Genomic DNA, 18,760 nt, shown 5'->3' with positions numbered 1-18,760 from the left:
GAGCGCGGGGCTGCATGGTATTGCAGCATGGCATTGTAGGATGGAACACAAGGTGGGGAGCGTTCAGAATGCTTCCTGAAAATACAGCATATTGTCAGCCTGACGGGCAAGACAGTTTGTACACATCGATGTTTATAAAGAAGTATTGAATGAATTTATTTTTTGAAGAATCCGGTGATTTTAAGGCAGGTAGCGTGTTATCACAGGCAGGTGAAGCCTATCAGGTTGAATTAGCAAGCGGTAAGCGTACTAAGGTTAAAGCCAAAGACGTCTTGTTGCAATTTACGTCGCCTGATCCTGTCAGCCTGATTGAGCAGGCGAAAGCCGCTGCAGCTGAGATTGATCTAGAATTCTTATGGGAAGTGGCAGGACAAGAAGAATTTGGTTTCGCTGAGTTAGGCGCTGAATATTTTGGGCATGCGCCTCAACCAACCGAAGCGGCCGGATTGATTTTTGCGTTGCATACAGCACCGGTCTATTTTTATAAAAAAGGTCGTGGCAGATATAAGGCCGCACCAGAAGCATCTCTTAAGGCCGCATTGGCAGGCATTGAGAAGAAAAAGCAGCAATTGCTGATTCAGGCTGGTTACGTTGAAGAATTGAAGCAACAGCGTCTGCCAGAGGCGATGAAATCGCTGGCCTTGTCATTGTTATTTAAACCCGACAAAAACAGCATTGAATACAAAGCGCTGGCAGAAGCCTGCGATACATTGCAAACATCTTCTCAACGATTGATGCTCGCTGTGGGCGGCATTCCTAGTCCCAAAGAATTACATCTGGCGAAGTTTCATTTTGAAAATTTCCCTAAAGGTGCGGGATTCCCATCCATCGACGTTCCTGCATTACCAACGGATTTACCGGTGGCTGATGTTCAGGCATTTTCGATTGATGACGTGACCACCACAGAGATTGATGATGCTTTCTCTGTCGTGGAACTTGGCGATGGCAAACTGCGTATTGGCATTCATATCGCCGCACCAGCGTTAGGTATACGGCGAGGCGACGCCATCGATCAGATTGCCCGTTCACGTATGTCGACTGTGTATATGCCCGGTGACAAGATCACGATGTTGCCAGACGAGCTGGTTAATGCCTACACCTTAGGTGCGGGGCAGACGCGTCCGGCCTTGTCGTTGTATGCCATCATCAATACCGAAGATTGGACTGTGGTTGCGACGGAGACAAAAGTAGAAGCTATTCCAATGGCCTCCAATCTGCGTCATAACGATCTGGATGCCTTAGTGACAGAAGACAATCTGGCAAACAATACCGGTGAATATCCGCATAAAGCTGAGATCGCACATATCTGGAAATGGGCATTAGAATTAGAAAAAGGCCGCATGGCCAAGCGCGAAAGTTTTGGTATGAAACCAGAACAAACTAATCGTGTTGATTTTAACTTTTACGTTGAAGATGACGTGGTTAGTATCGTTCGTCGCAAGCGTGGCGCACCGCTTGATAAGATGGTGGCTGAGCTGATGATTTTTGCTAACAGTACCTGGGGCAAGCTCATGGCCGACCATGGTATTCCTGGCATCTACCGCGCGCAGGGCGTTGCAGGTGGTCGAGGTCAGGGTGGGTGGGCTGGACGTATGCAAGTGCGTATGTTGACGCACGCAGCGCCCCATCAAGGATTGGGCGTTGATCAATATGCGTGGAGCACCTCGCCGTTACGTCGTTATACTGATCTGGTTAATCAATGGCAAATTATTGCCTGCGTAGAGCACGGCATTACTGCGCCGTTTGTTGCGACCTTTAAACCAAAAGACGCGGACCTGTTTGCGATTGTGTCTGGTTTTGACGCAGCTTATTCCGCATACGCTGATTTCCAGTCAACAATGGAACGTTACTGGTGTTTGCGCTGGTTGCAGCAAGAGGGTGCCCGCCAGGTCGATGCGGTGGTTCTGAAAGATGAAATTCTCCGACTGGTTGATATTCCACTCGTGATACGCTTGCCTGGTATGCCGCAGACGGCACGTGGTGCACAAGTCAAGCTCGATATTTTGCGCTGGGATGAAGTTGATCTAAGCGTTGAGGCGCGCTTGCTGGAAGTACTTAATACCGTAACAGAACTGGGTGAAGACGAGGAAGAAGACGTCGGTGACGAGGGGGGCGATCAAATCGCTCAACAAGAAGACAGTTTAGAGGAGCAAACGGAGGCAGCAGTGGATAGCGAGCAAGCACTGCAAGGCGATGCTAATGCAATTGATATTGATGATACCGATGGCGTTTTGCAGAACGAAAAAGTGACAATTCAAGAAAATACGCAACCATAAATCGTGCATGAGTTTTTGGTATTCATCAGACTGGTATAAAGTCAGACAATAAGACGGAAAACAAACCATTGAAATCAATTTTCGATAATTTGATACTGACCATTGCCATCACCGTATCGGTGATGGTGCATGCAGCATTAATGCTGGTACATTTCGTTGCGTGTGATACGACGGAAACGAAAGCGGCTGATCCTGGTTTAGAAGTGATTTTAGTCAATGCTAAGCATGATAAGAAACCCTTAAAAGCCGAAGCACTCGCGCAAGCTGATCTCGATGGAGGAGGCGCCAGTGATAGTGGGCGTAGTAAGTCACCTCTGCCGGATATGCAGAAAAGTGAAGATGGTGACAATATACGTGCCGCCACTAAACGCATTGAAGAGCTCGAGCAGCAGCAAAAGGAGTTGCTGGACCAGGCCAGCCGTCAGGAGACTTTCCGTCTTCCTCAACATGAAAAAAGACGTCTCGATGATAGCCGTGCTCCGACGAAAGGGGACGATGATCTCGATACCACCAAAGCGCTTGCGCGGATGGCGGCTGAGATTTCACAGACGATTGAAGATCAGAATAAACGTCCACGTAAAACATTCATTACGCCAAGTACGCAAAAAGTGGGCTATGCACTGTATTACAAAGAGATGCAAAAAAGGATCGAGGATTTTGGCACGGTCCATTTCCCACAAAAAGACGGCAAAAAATTGTACGGTGAGCTGATTGTGTACATTCCGATTTTTCAGGATGGCACCATTTATGAAAAAGATGGTGGCCCACGCATAGAAAAATCGTCTGGTAGTAAAGAACTTGATAAAGCCGCATTACGTATTATTCGACATGCGGCACCATTTGAAAAATTTCCACAGAATATGCGTTCTGCTGATAAGAACGATTTATGGGTTGTCATTACTCGTTTTAAGTTTACCCGTGATGAGCAGCTAGAGACAGAATTACGCGGAGGTAAAAGTTGAGTACCGTATTGGTCAATAATTCAGTGGCGTCATCAAATGTGCTGGATCAGTATGTTGTGATTGGCAACCCTATTGCGCACAGTAAATCACCTTCGATTCATGCCGCATTTGCAGAGCAAACGCGGCAACAGTTGGCATACCAGCGCTTGATGGCGCCGCTGGAGAGCTTTGTGCAAACGGTCGAGACATTTCGCGCCAGTGGTGGCAAAGGAGCGAATGTGACGGTGCCATTTAAACTAGAAGCCTATGCATTGGCAAATCAACCCGCTAATCAGCTAACCCCTCGTGCCGCAGCAGCTGGTGCCGTTAATACCTTAAAGTTTGAAGTAGATCATCTGATCGGCGATAACACAGATGGCATCGGGTTGGTGGCTGATATCATGAACAATGCTGGCGTTCCTTTATGCGGCAAACGCGTATTGCTGCTTGGTGCCGGGGGCGCAGCACGTGGTGCAATACTGCCGTTGCTTGAGCAACAACCAGCCAGCTTGTGGATTGCTAACCGTACGCTGTCTAAGGCGCAGGATTTAAGAGCCATCGCGCAACAGTTCTCGCCTAGCAGTGTGGTGGAAGTGGCGACGTTTGAGCAATTATCTGGCCCATTTGATGTGATCATTAACGCAACCTCAGCCAGTCTGAGTGACGATGTGCCACCGTTACCGACTGGTATCATGACTTCTGCCACGCTTGCCTATGACATGATGTACGCGGCAACGCCCACCGCTTTTCTGCGTTTGGCTCATGAATGGGGTGCCGTCTGTCGCGATGGACTGGGAATGCTGGTAGAGCAGGCAGCTGAGGCATTTTATCTTTGGCGTGGCGTACGTCCACAAACAGAACCGGTATTGCGTACTTTGCGCACAGAATTACAAGCAATAAAGCCGGTCTGAAACCTCTGGAAAATATGAAAATCTTTCGTCGTTTACTGTTTTGGTTAGTGGTAGCTCCCATCCTGTTTGTCTTGTTATTGCAGGCGTATTTTTTTGTGCAAATTGCGTGGTGGATTAACTTTAATCCGTCATCGACCAGCTTCATGCGTCATCAATTAAGTGTCCTGCAAGAGAAAGATCCGAACGCCAAGTTACAGCATCAATGGGTGCCGTATAACCGCATTTCTAATAACCTCAAACGTGCAGTGATCGCATCTGAAGATGACAGCTTTGTCGATCATGAAGGGGTTGATTGGGAAGCAATGCAGAAAGCCTACGAAAAAAACCAGAAAAAAGGAAAAGTTGTTTCTGGCGGCTCGACAATTACCCAGCAGTTAGCTAAAAATCTGTTTTTATCCGGCGAACGCAGCTATCTCCGCAAAGGTCAGGAACTCATCATTACGTATATGCTTGAGTTCTGCATGAGTAAAGAACGCATTCTGGAGATTTATCTCAATTCTGTCGAATGGGGTGTCGGTATTTTTGGCGCTGAGGCCGCAGCACACCATTATTACGGGATCAATGCGGCATCGCTGGGACCTGCACAGGCCGCACGCCTCGCCGTGATGTTACCTAAGCCACGTTATTTCGATAAAAACCAAGGCTCAGGATATCTCCAGCGCCGGACCGAACTGATTTTAAAACGAATGAATAACGCGGAATTGCCATGAGACTGACACGACAAACGGGTATCAATCTTGTCTGGGTGTCCATTCTATCTATGATCGTGGCTGCCGCGGGTATGATGGCTCTTTACACCATGCGCTACGGCCATTTGCCGTTTCAGGAAGCCCTCGCACGCTGGCAGAGCTCTGGTAAGGTGATCGGCAATGAGTTACAGAAAGCAACGGGCATCAAGGATCTCAATTTGCCTGATCAGGAAAACGCTGGTGCACCGCCGCCAGTGACCGTGGAATCGGGTGTGCGTCGCTGTATTATTCAGGGCAGAACAGTATTTTCTGACACGGAATGTAGCGATCAAAATCCGACAACTAAAACGATGAAACTCACTGATACCAAGGGCTTTGTTCACCCTAAGCCAGTACAGACTGAAGATGAAAACGCCACGGGTACCGACACTGATCTACGTCGGAAGATGATCGATAAAGTCATCGAGAAAAGTAGTCGTTAAGCTCTATCTTGTATCAGACATTCGCCACTTACACGAAGGACAACGTTATGCCAGCTACCGCATTGAGTCACTATAATTTACGTTCTGACCGTGAGCAAATGGAAGTGTTGAAAGATTTTTACTGCCAATTCGTTGGTCTCAGGGTTGGGCCACGACCTGCCATCGCCAGTTTTGGTTATTGGTTGTATGCGGGAAGCGAAGCAGTGTTGCATTTGTCCGAAGCACGTCACGGCGAGCAGCGCCAAAGTGCGCTCAAGACCAGTTTTGATCACGTTGCATTTCAATGTACAGAGAGCGAGATGATGTTGCAGCAATTGCGGGAGGCGGGAATCCCTTATCGCTTGGCAGAAATTCCAGCTTCTGAAGGGTTCTCTACCCAGCAGCAGATTTTTTTTACTGATCCTTTGGGTAATGGGATTGAATTGAATTTCATCTGATCATGTCTGTCTTATCTGGGTTTTAAATATTTTGCTGTTTCACGTTGATACGACTTACTTTTTCTGGTCTTCCCCAGCGTTGCCCAGATAGTGTTTACCTGCACCTTATGCTCGTTGTAAAAATCTGCATTGAACAGTAAATATTGTTCAGCAATCTTAATTGGTTCATCGTCCCGAATCATCGTATTTTTTAGTGCGGTATTTTTGTTCATGATCCTGTTTGCTTCTGCCTCTTCCAATACGATGACTTCCGGCATTCCTGATTTAAAGGCGCCAACTAAATCATCGCTGGCAGGGAGATAGGTGATCGAGTAACCGAGTTTTTCAAGGTCTCTCCCGACGCTATAGCCAAGTTGGACACCGACATGCAGATTATCTGCATGTTCAAGATGTTGATTGTGCCAGCGCACTTTACTATTCATGTGACGGTAGAGATAAAAATTGGCATTAAAGAGACGGAGATCCTTATTCAAGGCACCATGCGTCGTAGTTGGATAACTCCCCCAGATGGTACGCTCTTTCATATAACTGGCACCAATAGCAGCTTGTATTCGTCCCTCTTTTACCTCATTGAGGCAGCGTTTCCAAGGGAGCCTAAGCAGTTCAAACTCCTGATTGAGATCATGTTCTGCCTGATGAATGGCTGAAAGAACTAGACCTTGGTTGGCACCGGTGATCCATGGGGACATTGAGTGATCGATATAGCAAAACTTTAATTTATTCTCCGCGGAAGACGCGATCAGCGTTACTAGATTGAGCAGTAAAAATAAACTTAGTCGTACCATGAACCTTGCCTCCGCGATAGAACATCATTGACGTTAGGCAGAGTCGGGCTAAAGGCGAGGTGCCGATTAATCTCTGCTTACGTTGAAAAATAAAATGATCCTGTATTGATGCATAAATACTGCTCAGACCTATATTTTCCTCATCACTATCGTGAAGCTGGTCTGCTGTATGTCTTATCTCATTTTTATATAAATAAAATTAGCTGATAACATTATCATGGATCTGAGTAGCCTGCTATCGCTGACATTATTGGCGCTCATTTTTTGGAAACGTTTGGCTCACAGCAATTCAAGACTGTGCTTGTTCTTTCGCGTCGATTTGTCTTAATGGTAGTACCGCGTTAAGCTTTTCAAATGTCAAATGGCATTCTTTGATAAAAATCGGTGGTGGACGTGTTGAAATTGCATCATGCAGATTCATTGTAGTTAGAACATCACATGACGTGTGCTTGAATCGTCACGCTGTGAGGTCAATCCAGTAATCTTTATTTCTCAATTTAGGTATTAATATAGGTGTCAATCAACAATGGAACTCCATCACCCAATAGGTATTTTTGATGCAGGGATCGGCAGTTATGCGATTGTGGAGCGAGTCCGCCTTCGCTTCCCATCGCAGGATATTGTCTATTTTGCAGATCGCGCGAGTTTTCCGTATGGTACTAAAACACCAAAGCAGTTACTGCAATCCGTGCGTGTTGCGACTGATTTTTTAGAATCACAAGGATGTGCCGCTGTTATACTCGCATCGAATGCACCAAGTATCGTTGTGTTGGATGAGTTACGTGCTCTGGCTAGCGTTCCTGTGATTGGTGTGTTTCCACCGGTCAGAGAAGCATTAGATAAGTCTTCCACGAAACAAGTTGCTATTCTGGGTGTGAAATCGATGGTCAATAGCGCTGCGATGCAGGCGTATGTTGATCAACACAAATCCAAACCAGACTTGGTTGTCTTAAGTAATGCATCATCCTTGGTCGATCTGGTGGAAAATTTTGATTTTTTAAATCACCCAGAACGCACACAACAAACAGTAACTGCGTTTATCGATCAATTACTCGCCACGCATCCATCACTGGATGTCATGACAATGTCGTCAACGCATCTACCATGGTTGAAATCTTTTTTTGAAATAGCTGCACCTCAGATCAGTTTTCTTGATCCAGCTGATTCGATTCTGACGCAATTAGAGCCGTACATTTCTGACGGGAGTGGAATCACCTCATGCCTTGCGACGGCAACAGCACAATTAAGTCTGGATGCATTTAATCAAGCGCTGGGATCGTTGGGAACTTGCCTCACCGCGAAGTTGGTTGAGACGCCTCTTCCGCGCGCATAAGACTTGAACTCAAAGCCATCAGTAACCGTTCTACGGGCAGGGATGAGTGGTGTGAAAATAAAAATAGAGTGGCGAGTTAACTGTGATATGGCGCTTGCTTTAACTAATCCAATGTTATTTTTAGACTCGTCATTTCTGCGAGTTTTTAACTGTGGGGGGCAGCGTATTTTGTTCGGGTAAGGATTTTTCAAGGGAAAGAGGGTGCATGGCGATCAAGTTCTAAACCCGTAAAAACTCTTCACGGTTTCCCAGCCAGCGTTCTAGATGCGCGGCGACGGTGACAGGATCATTTTTTAATAAATCGTCTGCTAGATTCCGGGCTTTTTCGACCAGCCATTGATCGGTCTCCAGATTTGCAAAGCGCAGCATTGCTTCGCCAGACTGACGTGCTCCCAAAAATTCACCCGGGCCGCGCAGTTCCAGATCTTTGCGGGCGATTTCAAAACCATCGTTACTCTCCCGCATGGTGGCTAATCGTTGTTTTGCAGTGCCACCGAGTGGACCCAGATACAACAGCAGACACACGCTTGCCGCGGCGCCGCGCCCGACGCGCCCACGTAACTGGTGCAACTGCGACAGGCCGAAACGCTCTGCGTGTTCGATCACCATCAGGCTGGCGTTCGGGACATCGACACCAACCTCAATGACCGTGGTTGCCACCAAGACCTGGCTACGGTTTTGAATAAAGTCATCCATCACCTGCTGTTTTTCAGTGGGCTTCAAACGACCATGTACTAAGCCCACCTGAACGCCAGGCAGGGCTTGTGCTAGCATGGCGTGAGTATCGGTGGCGGTTTGTAGTTGTAAGGTTTCTGATTCCTCGATCAATGGGCAAACCCAATACACTTGTTTGCCTTCTTGTGCTGCAGCATGCACGCGAGCAATGACTTCATCGCGGCGGTTCTGGTCGATAACGCGGGTAACAATTGGGGTGCGACCGGGAGGTAGCTCATCAATGACCGATACTTCTAGATCGGCAAAATACGTCATTGCCAGCGTGCGGGGAATGGGGGTGGCCGACATCATTAACTGATGAGGCACTTTGCCTTGTTCGGCTTTGTTCGCCAGTGTCAGACGTTGACCGACGCCAAAGCGATGCTGCTCATCGACAATCACTAAACCTAATTTTTTAAACTGCACAGTGTCCTGTATCAGCGCATGTGTACCAATGACTAAATGCGCTTCACCCGAGCTGATTAGCGCATTAGCGCTGTCTTTTTCTTTCTTTTTGAGACTACCTGTCAGCCACGCTGTTTTGATGCCGAGTGGCTCCAGCCAAGCGGCGATTTTGCGGAAATGTTGTTCTGCTAAAATCTCCGTCGGTGCCATGAGTGCTGCCTGATAGCCGTTATCAATCGCCTGTGCAGCGGCTAATGCGGCAACGATGGTTTTGCCACTTCCCACGTCCCCTTGCAGCAGGCGTTGCATCGGATAGCTGGCACGGAGGTCGTGACGGATCTCCGCCAGAACTTTCTGCTGGGCGCCCGTCAGCGAGAACGGCAGATTTAGCAGAAACGCGTTGCTCAGTTCACCGACCACAGGGAGCGCGTTCGCGCCTTTGCTACGGCGGGTAATCTGTGCGCGTTTAAGGGATAATTGTTGTGCCAGCAGTTCGTCAAATTTGACGCGCTGCCATGCTGGGTGTTCGTGTTCGATCAGGCTATATTGATCGATATCCGGTGGTGGGTTGTGCAGGATGCGCACACTTTCTTCGATGCCGGGCAATCCCAGTGCAGCAAGATGCGCGGGTGACAACGTATCGCGCCAGTGCATTCGGCTTAACGCGTTGGCGATGGCTTTACGTAATAATGCCTGCGGAACGCCCTCGCCGGAGGGATAGACAGGCGTGAGCGCCATTGGCAGTGGGGCACCTTCATTAACGATTTTATAGCCGGGATGTACCATCTCGGCGCCAAAAAAACCGTGCTTTAATTCGCCACGTGCCCGCACGCGTACCCCACTGGCAAACTGTTTGAGCTGACTGCCATAAAAATTGAGAAACCGCAGGACAATCTGACCGCTGTCATCGCTGATGGTGACGACTAACTGCCGTCTTGGCCGGTACTGCACATCCGATTCAGTCACGACACCCTCTACCTGCACCATACTTCCACCACGCAGTGATGCGTCGTGCATACTGGTGATGCTGGTTTCATCCTCATATCGCATCGGTAAATGCAGCGCAAAATCCATGTCTTTACGTAGCCCCAATTTGGCTAATTTGTCACTGGCTTTGATGGCATTGCTGGCGGCGGGTTTTTTGGATGTTTTTTTTGCAGTGGCTCGCCCATTGCTTGTCGCATCGTCCGGTTTTAAGGCGATTTCGGTGTTGACGACGGGTAGATTTGGGGCTTGCGCTGCCATGGGTGTAAAATGGTAGGTTTTGCTGTTGGCGTAGTTGATAAAAATAATGCTTTTTGTTCAAAAACAGAGGCGATATTCTCAAAAGAATAGCATGTCGCAAACTATTCTACTGATTTTTTATACAGTGCGCAGCATTTTGTTTTCACTCTTTTGGTTTTCCGAGCATGAAATATACTCTTAGTAACTTTGATTTTGATTTGCCCGAGTCCTTGATCGCGCAAATGCCATTGCCGGATCGCACCGCATCGCGCTTATTGCACGTGGACGGTGATCAATTGGTTGATCGTCGTTTTTCAGATGTATTAAGCCAGTTAACCGCAGGCGATGTGCTGGTATTTAATGACACCCGGGTTCTCAAGGCGCGTTTTTTTGGTGCCAAAGAAACTGGCGGTAAAGTGCAGTTGCTGGTGGAGCGTGTATTGTCGAATACCGATGAAAATCGCAGCGTGTTAGTCCAGATGCGAGCATCTAAATCGCCATTGCCAGGTAGTAAAATTCGCCTCGCAGACGCCTTTGATGTGGTTGTTGGTGAACGCCAAGGCGAGTTTTTTACCTTGTTTTTTCCATCGGATATTTTCGTATTGCTGGAGCAATATGGCCGTTTGCCGCTGCCGCCCTACATTGAGCATGATGCGGACGACTTTGATGAACAACGTTATCAAACGGTCTATAACCGGGTGCCGGGTGCGGTTGCTGCACCGACTGCTGGTTTACATTTTGATCAGGATTTATTGCAGCGTTGCCAGGCTAAAGGCGTACAACTTGCTTATGTTACCTTGCATGTAGGCGCGGGGACGTTTCAGCCAGTGCGTGTCGAAGACCTGAAAGAGCACGTTATGCACAGCGAGTGGTACACCGTGCCGACAGAGACAGTTGACGCAGTCCGCGCTGCAAAAGCGTCTGGTGGCAAGGTGGTTGCTGTTGGTACAACCAGTATGCGTGCCCTAGAATCTGCGTCGCAATCCGGACAACTGGAAGCTGGTAGCGACGACACCCAATTATTCATTACACCCGGGTATGTGTTTAAAACGGTGGATCGTTTAATCACGAATTTTCACTTACCAAAATCAACGTTGATGATGCTGGTGTCTGCCTTTGCAGGTTACGATAGCATTAAGGCAGCCTATGCCCATGCGATTGCACAGCATTACCGCTTCTTCAGTTATGGCGATGCGATGTTACTGACCAATACCTCAGACGCGCAGACAGACGCTGGCGCAACAGAGAAATAAAAACACACATTTAGCGTGTCCGCTACCAAGTAGGACACAAGGAAAGATTATGCTGGAATTTACGCTCATCAAAAAAGACAAGACTACGGCAGCCCGTCGCGGTCGTGTGAAGGTCAACCACGGTGAAATCGAAACACCGATTTTTATGCCAGTCGGTACCTATGGTTCCGTCAAAGCGATGTCGCCGCTGGAATTGAAAGAAATCGATGCGCACATCATTCTGGGTAATACCTTCCATTTATGGCTGCGCCCGGGCTTAAGCGTTCTGAATAAATTTGGCGGTTTGCATGACTTTATGGGATGGGATAAACCGATCCTGACTGATTCAGGTGGCTTCCAGGTGTTTTCGCTTGGCGCGATGCGCAAAATTACGGAAGAGGGCGTCAAGTTTTCTTCTCCGATCAGTGGTGAGCGCTTATTTTTGTCACCAGAAATCTCGATGCAAATTCAACGTGCGCTGAATTCCGACATCGCGATGCAGTTCGACGAATGTACGCCCTACGAAATCGATGGTCGTCCGGCAACCACCGAAGAAGCTGGCAAATCCATGCGCATGTCTTTGCGTTGGGCAAAGCGCTCGATTGATGAATTCAATGCCAACGAAAATCCGAACGCTTTATTTGGTATCGTTCAGGGGGGGATGTTTGAGCACCTGCGTGATGAATCGTTGGCTGGCTTGAATGAATTGGGTTTCCACGGAATAGCGATTGGTGGTTTGTCTGTTGGCGAGCCAAAAGAAGACATGATGCGCATTCTGGCGCATACCGGTCCCAAATTGCCTGAAAACAAGCCACATTACCTCATGGGTGTTGGTACGCCAGAAGATCTGGTGGCGGGTGTGGCGAATGGTATCGATATGTTCGATTGCGTGATGCCAACCCGCAATGCACGCAATGGCTGGATCTTTACACGCTTTGGTGACGTGAAAATTAAAAATGCACGTTACAAAGAAGATAAAGAACCATTAGATGCGACATGTGAGTGCTACACCTGCAAAAATTTCTCTCGTGCGTACCTGCATCATTTGCATCGTACCGGTGAGATTCTTGGTGCACGCCTTAATACGATCCACAACTTGCACTACTACTTAGATTTGATGAAAAACATCCGCAAATCTCTGGATGATGAACGCTTTCCTGAGTTTGTGCAGCAATTCCATGCAGATCGTTCACGCGGTATATAAATTCATCTGAAAATTCAAAGCATCAAACTTGCTTGATGATGATTGATGAAGTCTGAAAAGGGTCGCGGTGCGGCCCTTTTTTACGTTTGTAATATCGATATACGTTTTTCAAATATAGTCGGTGATACATCGTTATTTTCCGCTCTCCAAGAGTAAAATCGCGCCTGACAGAATTTCTGCATTGTTGATTGTTCTGCGGTTGAGCGAGTCGTTCGCCACGTAGACGAAAAAATAAATAGGAGACAACATGAATTTTCATCCTGTAGTGATCGCCGGTGGCGGTATTGCTGGGTTGTATTGCGCTTGGCGACTCGCTGAGTCTGGACAGCAAGTGGTGGTATTGGAAGGCTCTGCGGATCGTTGGGGTGGTCGCATCGAGACCGAAGACCTTGATGGCTTTACCGCTGAATGGGGGCCGATGCGCTTTGAACCGACGCTACAACCGCGCTTTGCTGGTTTATGCCGCGATCTGGGTGTGAAACTGATTGATTTCAGTGGCCCAGTGGGTGAAGAAGTAAATGCGCCTACTTATGATTTGCCCGATGAAGAGTTGGGGCTCAACTCGCTGCAACTACTCAAGCGCGGCATCATGTTGATCATGGGTCAGTCGCCCGATGATCAGGCTTGGATCGATAAGCAGACAGAAGCAGATTACCAACGCATGCGCAAACACGCGCAGTTGAACGGCCAGCCGTTATGGAGCATGGGTTTCTGGAACGCGATGTCAGCGCAAGGCGTATTGTCGCATCTGGCGCTGACCAAATTGCGTGATACCGGCACGTTCTATCATATGCTGCCAGAAAATCTGAACGCGATTGAATGGATCATCTGGTGGTTACGTGCTTTGAAAACCATCGGTCAGGAACTGGCAACCATTGATGGTGGTAGCGCCAAGCTGACCGACAGCATCATGGCTAAATTGCGCACATCGAGCAATGTCACGCTGGCTGGTGGGCATGCTTTGAAAAGTTTTAAGCAAGTTGCCATGGGGCAGCCGCGTTTGGCGTTGGAAATTACCACCAAAAATGGCGTGATTGAATTGCAAACAGACCGTCTGATGTTGGCTTTGCCACGCTTACCGCTAGTGAAGCTGGCATCGTCATTGCCTGAGCACGTTGCGAGTCAACTCGATTCCGTTAACGGTTTCCCGATGTTGAAACTGTTTTTTGTCACCGATGCGCCGTGGTGGGATTATTCTCAAAAACCGCAGCAGTATGCGAGTTGCTTGCCGACCCGTGAGATTCATTACTTCCGCCGACCTGAAAACAAAGACAAAGACGGACACGGTATGGTGTTGTTGTACATGGATCGACCTTCGACAGAGTTCTGGAAACACTACGTAGTTGAAGGTGATAAGCATGACCGAGCAGAAATTGATCAGAATGCTAAGATTGTTGAAGCTTTCTCCTTGTTTGTGGCACGTGATGTCAAACGCCTCATTGATATTAATCGTTCCGGTTTGAGCTTAACAGAGCAAGCACGTCATATGTTTGAAGAAAAGAGCCTTGAAGAAACCGCAGCGTTTATCAAAAACTCTGTGATTACCTACGGCATTCGCGACTGGGCACGTGCTCCGTATGGAGCCGCGAATCATGGCTGGCAGCCAGGCGTGCGGTCGTGGAAAGTGATGGACGTGTTTAAAGCCTTTGATTTTGGATCGGGAGCCAAAAACATCCACATCGTAGGTGAGGCGTATTCTGATTACCAGGGATTTGTCGAAGGCGCACTGAATACTGCAGAGTTGGCGCTGGAAACCATGAAATTTGTCTAATATTGACTGGAAAACTCGACTAAGTTTTGCTATGGATACGTCAAAATCCATCTAAAAAATAGATAACAAGATGAAGTTTTATGAGCAAAACACAGTAAAGCATACGAAAAAGCGGTATTTTTGCCTGCCAATGCTAGAATGTGGCGCTTTGCCAATTGAAAATTACCCATCTGTCACGACATAAGGGTGATTGCAACAAGAGTGGTTTGATTGTATGAGCCACTGATTCTTACAACGAATGGAGTCTTAACGTGTTTATTTCTAACGCTTATGCGCAGTCCACTGGTGCTGCTAGTATTCTTGGTGGCGATGGTGGCTTAATGAGTTTCTTGCCATTAGTTTTGATGTTTGTGGTGCTGTATTTCTTGATGTTGCGCCCACAAATGAAACGTCAGAAAGAACAAAAAGCCATGATGGATGCCCTGGCAAAGAACGATGAAGTCATCACGTCCGGCGGTATTCTGGGTAAAGTAGTTAAAGTGACTGACGCCTACGTGACCATCGAAGTCGCGAACGGTACAGAAATTGTCGTACAAAAAATTGCTGTGACGATGCTGCTGCCTAAGGGCACCATTAAAGCGATTTAATTAGCAAACACCGGCAACGCAGTCCATTTCACCTTGGACTGCGTTGTGCTTTTTAGCTTCCATTTCTATTTTTATTATGAATCGCTACCCACTCTGGAAGTATCTGTTGATTTTGATCGCGCTTGTTTTTGGCGGTTTATACACGGCACCGAACTTTTTTGGCGAATCGCCAGCCGTTCAAGTCAGTAGCGCGAAATCGACAGTCAAAATTGACAGCAGCTTGTCAGCCCGCGTTGAACAGGCAATACAACAAGCTGGCCTCAAAGACAATGGCATTTTTTACGATTTTAATGGCTTACAAGGCACCGTTCGCGCACGTTTTGTAGATACGGATACCCAATTCAAAGCCAAAGATGCGATCGAAAAAGCGCTGAATACAGATCCAAACGACCCGACTTATACGGTTGCGTTTAATCTGTTGTCGAATACGCCAAAGTGGATGCAGAATCTGAATGCCTTGCCGATGTATCTGGGTCTGGATTTGCGCGGCGGTGTGCACTTTCTGATGCAAGTCGATACTAAAGCCGTATTGAACAAGCGCGTACAAGGTTTGCAATCGACTGTGCGCGCAACGTTACGCGATAAAGAAATTCATCATGCTGGTATCAGCCGTGATGGTGATGTGATCTCCATTAAATTCCGTGATGCAGAAACCCGTAATGCTGCTAAAGCCCTGCTGGTATCGCAATTAACGGATGTGAATTTTGTTGATGCCGTTAGTAGCGATGCGACCGAGTTCAATCTGCAAGCCGGCCTGAAACCAGAAGCCCTCAAGGCAGTGGTTACCGAAGGCGTTAAACAAAATATCAGTGCCTTATCTAAACGTGTGAATGAACTGGGTGTTGCTGAACCAATTATTCAACAACAAGGTCCGGATCGTATCGTCGTCCAATTGCCTGGCGTCCAAGATGTTGCACGTGCAAAAGAAATTATTGGCCGTACGGCGACTCTGGAAGTTCGCTTGTTAGATGACAGTGTGATTGGTCCAGTCGATACCAATACACCAGTGCCGTTTGGTTCTGAATTATTTAAATCTAACCGTGGTGAATGGCTGATTCTGAGCAAAGATCCCGTTGCAACAGGTGATTATATTACTGGCGCATCAGCAACATTCGATGAACGTCAACAGCCAGCAGTGTCTGTGGATATGAATGGTGACGGTGGCCGTAAAATGCGTGAAGCGACGCGTAATCGCATCGGCAAGCGTATGGCGATCGTGTTGTTTGAAAAAGGCAAAGGTGAGGTATTGATCGCGCCAACGATTAATGCTGAACTCGGCTCTCGTTTCCAGATTACTGGTATGGGTACTGCTGCTGCCTCGGCTGATCTGGCTTTGTTGTTACGTGCTGGTTCTCTGGCCGCACCAATGGAAATCATCGAAGAACGTACCATTGGACCGCAATTAGGTGTCGAGAACATCAAACAAGGTCGTAATTCGACGCTGTACGGTTTTGCTGCGATCTCGATCTTTATGATCGTGTATTACATGTTGTTCGGTGCGTTCAGTGTGTTGGCACTGTCGGTTAACTTGTTGTTGTTGGTGGCGACATTGTCCCTCTTGCAAGCAACACTGACTTTGCCTGGTATCGCAGCGATTGCGCTGGCGCTAGGTATGGCGATTGATGCGAACGTGTTGATTAACGAGCGGATTCGTGAAGAACTGCGTGGTGGTAAATCGCCACAAAAAGCGATCGAAGAAGGCTTTGGTCATGCATGGGCAACCATTCTCGACTCCAACGTTACGACCTTTATCGTCGGTCTGGCATTGTTGATCTTTGGTTCTGGTCCGATCAAAGGCTTTGCTGTTGTGCATTGCCTGGGCATTCTGACTTCGATTTTCTCTTCCGTATTTGTGTCACGCGGTGTGGTGAATCTCTGGTACGGTCGTCAAAAGAAACTGACTTCCTTGTCTATTGGTCAGATCTGGAAACCAACTGCTGATGCGGTCAACACGACTGACGTTACTCAACAATCGTAAGCCTAGATAAGAATTCAGGAATTCATTATGGAATTATTCCGCATTAAAAAAGACATTCCTTTCATGCGCCATGCGCTGATTTTCAATGTCATTTCTGCCTTAACGTTTGTGGCCGCCGTCTTCTTTTTGCTGCACAAGGGTTTACACTTCTCCGTTGAATTTACCGGCGGTACGGTGATGGAAGTGTCGTATTCCAAAGCAGCAGACGTCGATGCCGTGCGTAAAACCGTTGAGTCTTTAGGTTACGCCGATGTCCCAGTGCAGACCTTTGGTAAAGCACAAGATGTGGTCATTCGTTTGCCATTGCCAAAGCAAGACAGCTCGGCAGATGATCAGGCGAAAAAAGTATTCACGGCGTTACAAGCCATTGATCCAGACGTTAAATTGCAACGGACAGAACAAGTTGGCTCGCAAGTGGGCGACGAGTTAGCGCATGACGGTTTGATGGCCTTGTTGTTCGTGGTGATCGGTGTGGTGATTTATCTGGCGATTCGTTTTGAATGGAAGTTTGCGGTGGCGGCAATTATCGCCAACTTGCATGATGTGATCATCATTTTGGGTTTCTTCGCATTCTTCCAATGGGAATTTAACTTATCTGTCTTAGCGGCAGTACTGGCGGTGCTGGGTTACTCAGTGAATGAATCCGTGGTTATTTTTGATCGTATCCGCGAAAACTTCCGTAAACAACGCAAGATGACCGTCAAAGAAGTGATCGATAGCGCGATCACAAGCACCATCTCACGGACGATTATTACCCACGGTTGTACGCAGATGATGGTGTTGTCGATGCTGTTAATCGGCGGTCCAACCTTGCATTATTTTGCGGTTGCATTGACGATTGGTATTTGCTTCGGTATCTATTCATCTGTTTTCGTGGCTGCGGCCATTGCGATGTGGTTGGGTGTGAAACGTGAAGATCTGATCAAGCCAGTCAAAGAAAAAGACGACACAGACGGAGCGGTTGTTTAATCTTCTGAATCGTTTGAAGGGTTGATTCTCTTTTTTGAGAATGAAGCAAGAATAAAAAAGCCAGCATTTGAACTGACCCCATTTAATTGGGCAGATTAATTGCTGGCTTTTCTTATGCATTCATCCATCAATCAGGGTGCTATGCTCACGCGTTACTGGTCATTTTGATGACGCGTCGATGATGTGTCGACGATATGTTTCTATCGTCGACAGGCTTAAAAACACGCAAGTTCATCGCTGTGAATATTAAGCGGCATTCTTCCCTAAGTGTGACTTTAACTTGCTCAACGCCTCTTCGAGAGCGTTATAGTCCGCTTCTGTATATTCTGCAAATCCTTCTCCACCACTTTGTATTACTTTTGGGAAGATATCTTTAAAAATCGTTTCGCCCTGCGACGTTAATTTAACAAATAACTGTCGCCGGTCTTCTCCACCACGTTCACGAATGATGAGTGCCTTTTGCTCCATGCGGTCGAGTACCCCGGTGAGGGTCCCTTTCGTGATCAGGGTTTTTTCGCCGAGTTCTTTGCAAGTCATTCCTGGCGTATTGCCGAGCGTTGCAATGATGTCAAACTGTGCTGGGGTGTAGCCGAGTTGTCTGACTCTGCGGTTTGATACTGTTTCAAACAACTGCATACATTCGGATAAAAGACGGATGCTGCGTAGGTAGCGTTTATTCATAGAATTATCGATATTGGTCGGAAGCAAAAATTATTTACTTCGCTACGCTATGCATAAAAGCAGATTGCGTTACGGTTGTTTATGCCGATGTTGGTTCTGATCTGCGTTGATCAGAACCAACAAGGACCATCTCAAGAGAAG

At 47.5% G+C, this 18,760-nt stretch carries 16 protein-coding genes; 13 read left to right on the top strand and 3 right to left on the bottom strand.

Features of this window, described 5'->3' with window-relative positions; translation table 11 throughout:
- Nucleotides 1-149: 149 nt before the first annotated feature.
- The 6 genes from ACO0KV_RS11095 (at nt 150) to ACO0KV_RS11070 (ending at nt 5,736) form a co-directional block, all read left to right on the top strand.
- Nucleotides 150-2,276, top strand: a complete 2,127-nt coding sequence (locus ACO0KV_RS11095) for a ribonuclease catalytic domain-containing protein (RefSeq protein WP_423042590.1) — start codon at nt 150-152, stop codon at nt 2,274-2,276.
- Nucleotides 2,277-2,344: 68 nt separating this feature from the next.
- Nucleotides 2,345-3,238, top strand: a complete 894-nt coding sequence (locus tag ACO0KV_RS11090) for a TonB C-terminal domain-containing protein (protein ID WP_423042589.1) — start codon at nt 2,345-2,347, stop codon at nt 3,236-3,238.
- Nucleotides 3,239-3,279: 41 nt separating this feature from the next.
- Nucleotides 3,280-4,128, top strand: a complete 849-nt coding sequence (gene aroE / locus ACO0KV_RS11085; protein WP_423042623.1) for a shikimate dehydrogenase — start codon at nt 3,280-3,282, stop codon at nt 4,126-4,128.
- A gap of 14 nt (nt 4,129-4,142) precedes the next feature.
- Nucleotides 4,143-4,838 (top strand): monofunctional biosynthetic peptidoglycan transglycosylase, encoded by a 696-nt coding sequence (mtgA, locus tag ACO0KV_RS11080; RefSeq protein WP_423042588.1) that lies wholly within the window; start codon nt 4,143-4,145, stop codon nt 4,836-4,838.
- Nucleotides 4,835-5,299: a hypothetical protein gene (locus ACO0KV_RS11075; RefSeq protein WP_423042587.1), complete on the top strand. Its 465-nt coding sequence runs from the start codon at nt 4,835-4,837 to the stop codon at nt 5,297-5,299. The genes mtgA and ACO0KV_RS11075 overlap by 4 nt, the downstream gene beginning before the upstream one ends.
- Before the next feature lie 47 nt (nt 5,300-5,346).
- The gene (locus tag ACO0KV_RS11070; protein ID WP_423042586.1) at nt 5,347-5,736 is read left to right on the top strand and encodes a VOC family protein; all 390 of its coding nucleotides are present in this window, start codon (nt 5,347-5,349) and stop codon (nt 5,734-5,736) included.
- A gap of 11 nt (nt 5,737-5,747) precedes the next feature.
- Here the strand turns inward: ACO0KV_RS11070 and ACO0KV_RS11065 are convergent, their stop codons facing one another.
- Nucleotides 5,748-6,521 (bottom strand): hypothetical protein, encoded by a 774-nt coding sequence (locus ACO0KV_RS11065; RefSeq protein WP_423042585.1) that lies wholly within the window; start codon nt 6,519-6,521, stop codon nt 5,748-5,750.
- A gap of 526 nt (nt 6,522-7,047) precedes the next feature.
- On the opposite strand from ACO0KV_RS11065, the gene ACO0KV_RS11060 reads away from it, so the two are divergent.
- Complete coding sequence (locus ACO0KV_RS11060; protein ID WP_423042584.1) at nt 7,048-7,854, top strand: glutamate racemase; 807 nt, start codon at nt 7,048-7,050, stop codon at nt 7,852-7,854.
- A gap of 219 nt (nt 7,855-8,073) precedes the next feature.
- Here the strand turns inward: ACO0KV_RS11060 and recG are convergent, their stop codons facing one another.
- Nucleotides 8,074-10,218 carry an ATP-dependent DNA helicase RecG gene (gene recG, locus ACO0KV_RS11055; RefSeq protein WP_423042583.1) on the bottom strand — a complete coding sequence of 715 codons (2,145 nt, stop codon included), beginning with the start codon at nt 10,216-10,218 and terminating at the stop codon, nt 8,074-8,076.
- A gap of 164 nt (nt 10,219-10,382) precedes the next feature.
- Here recG and queA point away from each other — a divergent pair, with 164 nt between their 5' ends.
- From queA to secF, 6 genes are all read left to right on the top strand, one after another.
- Entirely contained in the window at nt 10,383-11,450 is a 1,068-nt protein-coding gene (gene queA, locus ACO0KV_RS11050; RefSeq protein WP_423042582.1) for a tRNA preQ1(34) S-adenosylmethionine ribosyltransferase-isomerase QueA, read from the top strand.
- A 49-nt stretch (nt 11,451-11,499) separates the two neighbouring features.
- Entirely contained in the window at nt 11,500-12,633 is a 1,134-nt protein-coding gene (gene tgt / locus ACO0KV_RS11045) for a tRNA guanosine(34) transglycosylase Tgt (RefSeq protein WP_423042581.1), read from the top strand.
- Between the two features lie 247 nt (nt 12,634-12,880).
- Nucleotides 12,881-14,404 carry a flavin monoamine oxidase family protein gene (locus ACO0KV_RS11040; RefSeq protein ID WP_423042580.1) on the top strand — a complete coding sequence of 508 codons (1,524 nt, stop codon included), beginning with the start codon at nt 12,881-12,883 and terminating at the stop codon, nt 14,402-14,404.
- A gap of 251 nt (nt 14,405-14,655) precedes the next feature.
- A complete protein-coding gene (gene yajC / locus ACO0KV_RS11035; protein ID WP_423042579.1) occupies nt 14,656-14,991 on the top strand; it encodes a preprotein translocase subunit YajC in 336 nt (111 codons plus the stop codon).
- A 76-nt stretch (nt 14,992-15,067) separates the two neighbouring features.
- Entirely contained in the window at nt 15,068-16,969 is a 1,902-nt protein-coding gene (gene secD, locus ACO0KV_RS11030; RefSeq protein WP_423042578.1) for a protein translocase subunit SecD, read from the top strand.
- A gap of 27 nt (nt 16,970-16,996) precedes the next feature.
- Nucleotides 16,997-17,938 (top strand): protein translocase subunit SecF, encoded by a 942-nt coding sequence (secF, locus tag ACO0KV_RS11025; RefSeq protein WP_423042577.1) that lies wholly within the window; start codon nt 16,997-16,999, stop codon nt 17,936-17,938.
- A 246-nt stretch (nt 17,939-18,184) separates the two neighbouring features.
- On the opposite strand, the gene ACO0KV_RS11020 is transcribed toward secF, so the two are convergent.
- Entirely contained in the window at nt 18,185-18,619 is a 435-nt protein-coding gene (locus ACO0KV_RS11020) for a MarR family winged helix-turn-helix transcriptional regulator (RefSeq protein WP_423042576.1), read from the bottom strand.
- Nucleotides 18,620-18,760 lie beyond the last annotated feature (141 nt).

The organism is Undibacterium sp. RuRC25W, from assembly GCF_049339825.1.
Taxonomy (GTDB): Bacteria; Pseudomonadota; Gammaproteobacteria; order Burkholderiales; family Burkholderiaceae_D; genus Undibacterium.
This window is presented reverse-complemented; position numbering and strand designations above follow the sequence as displayed.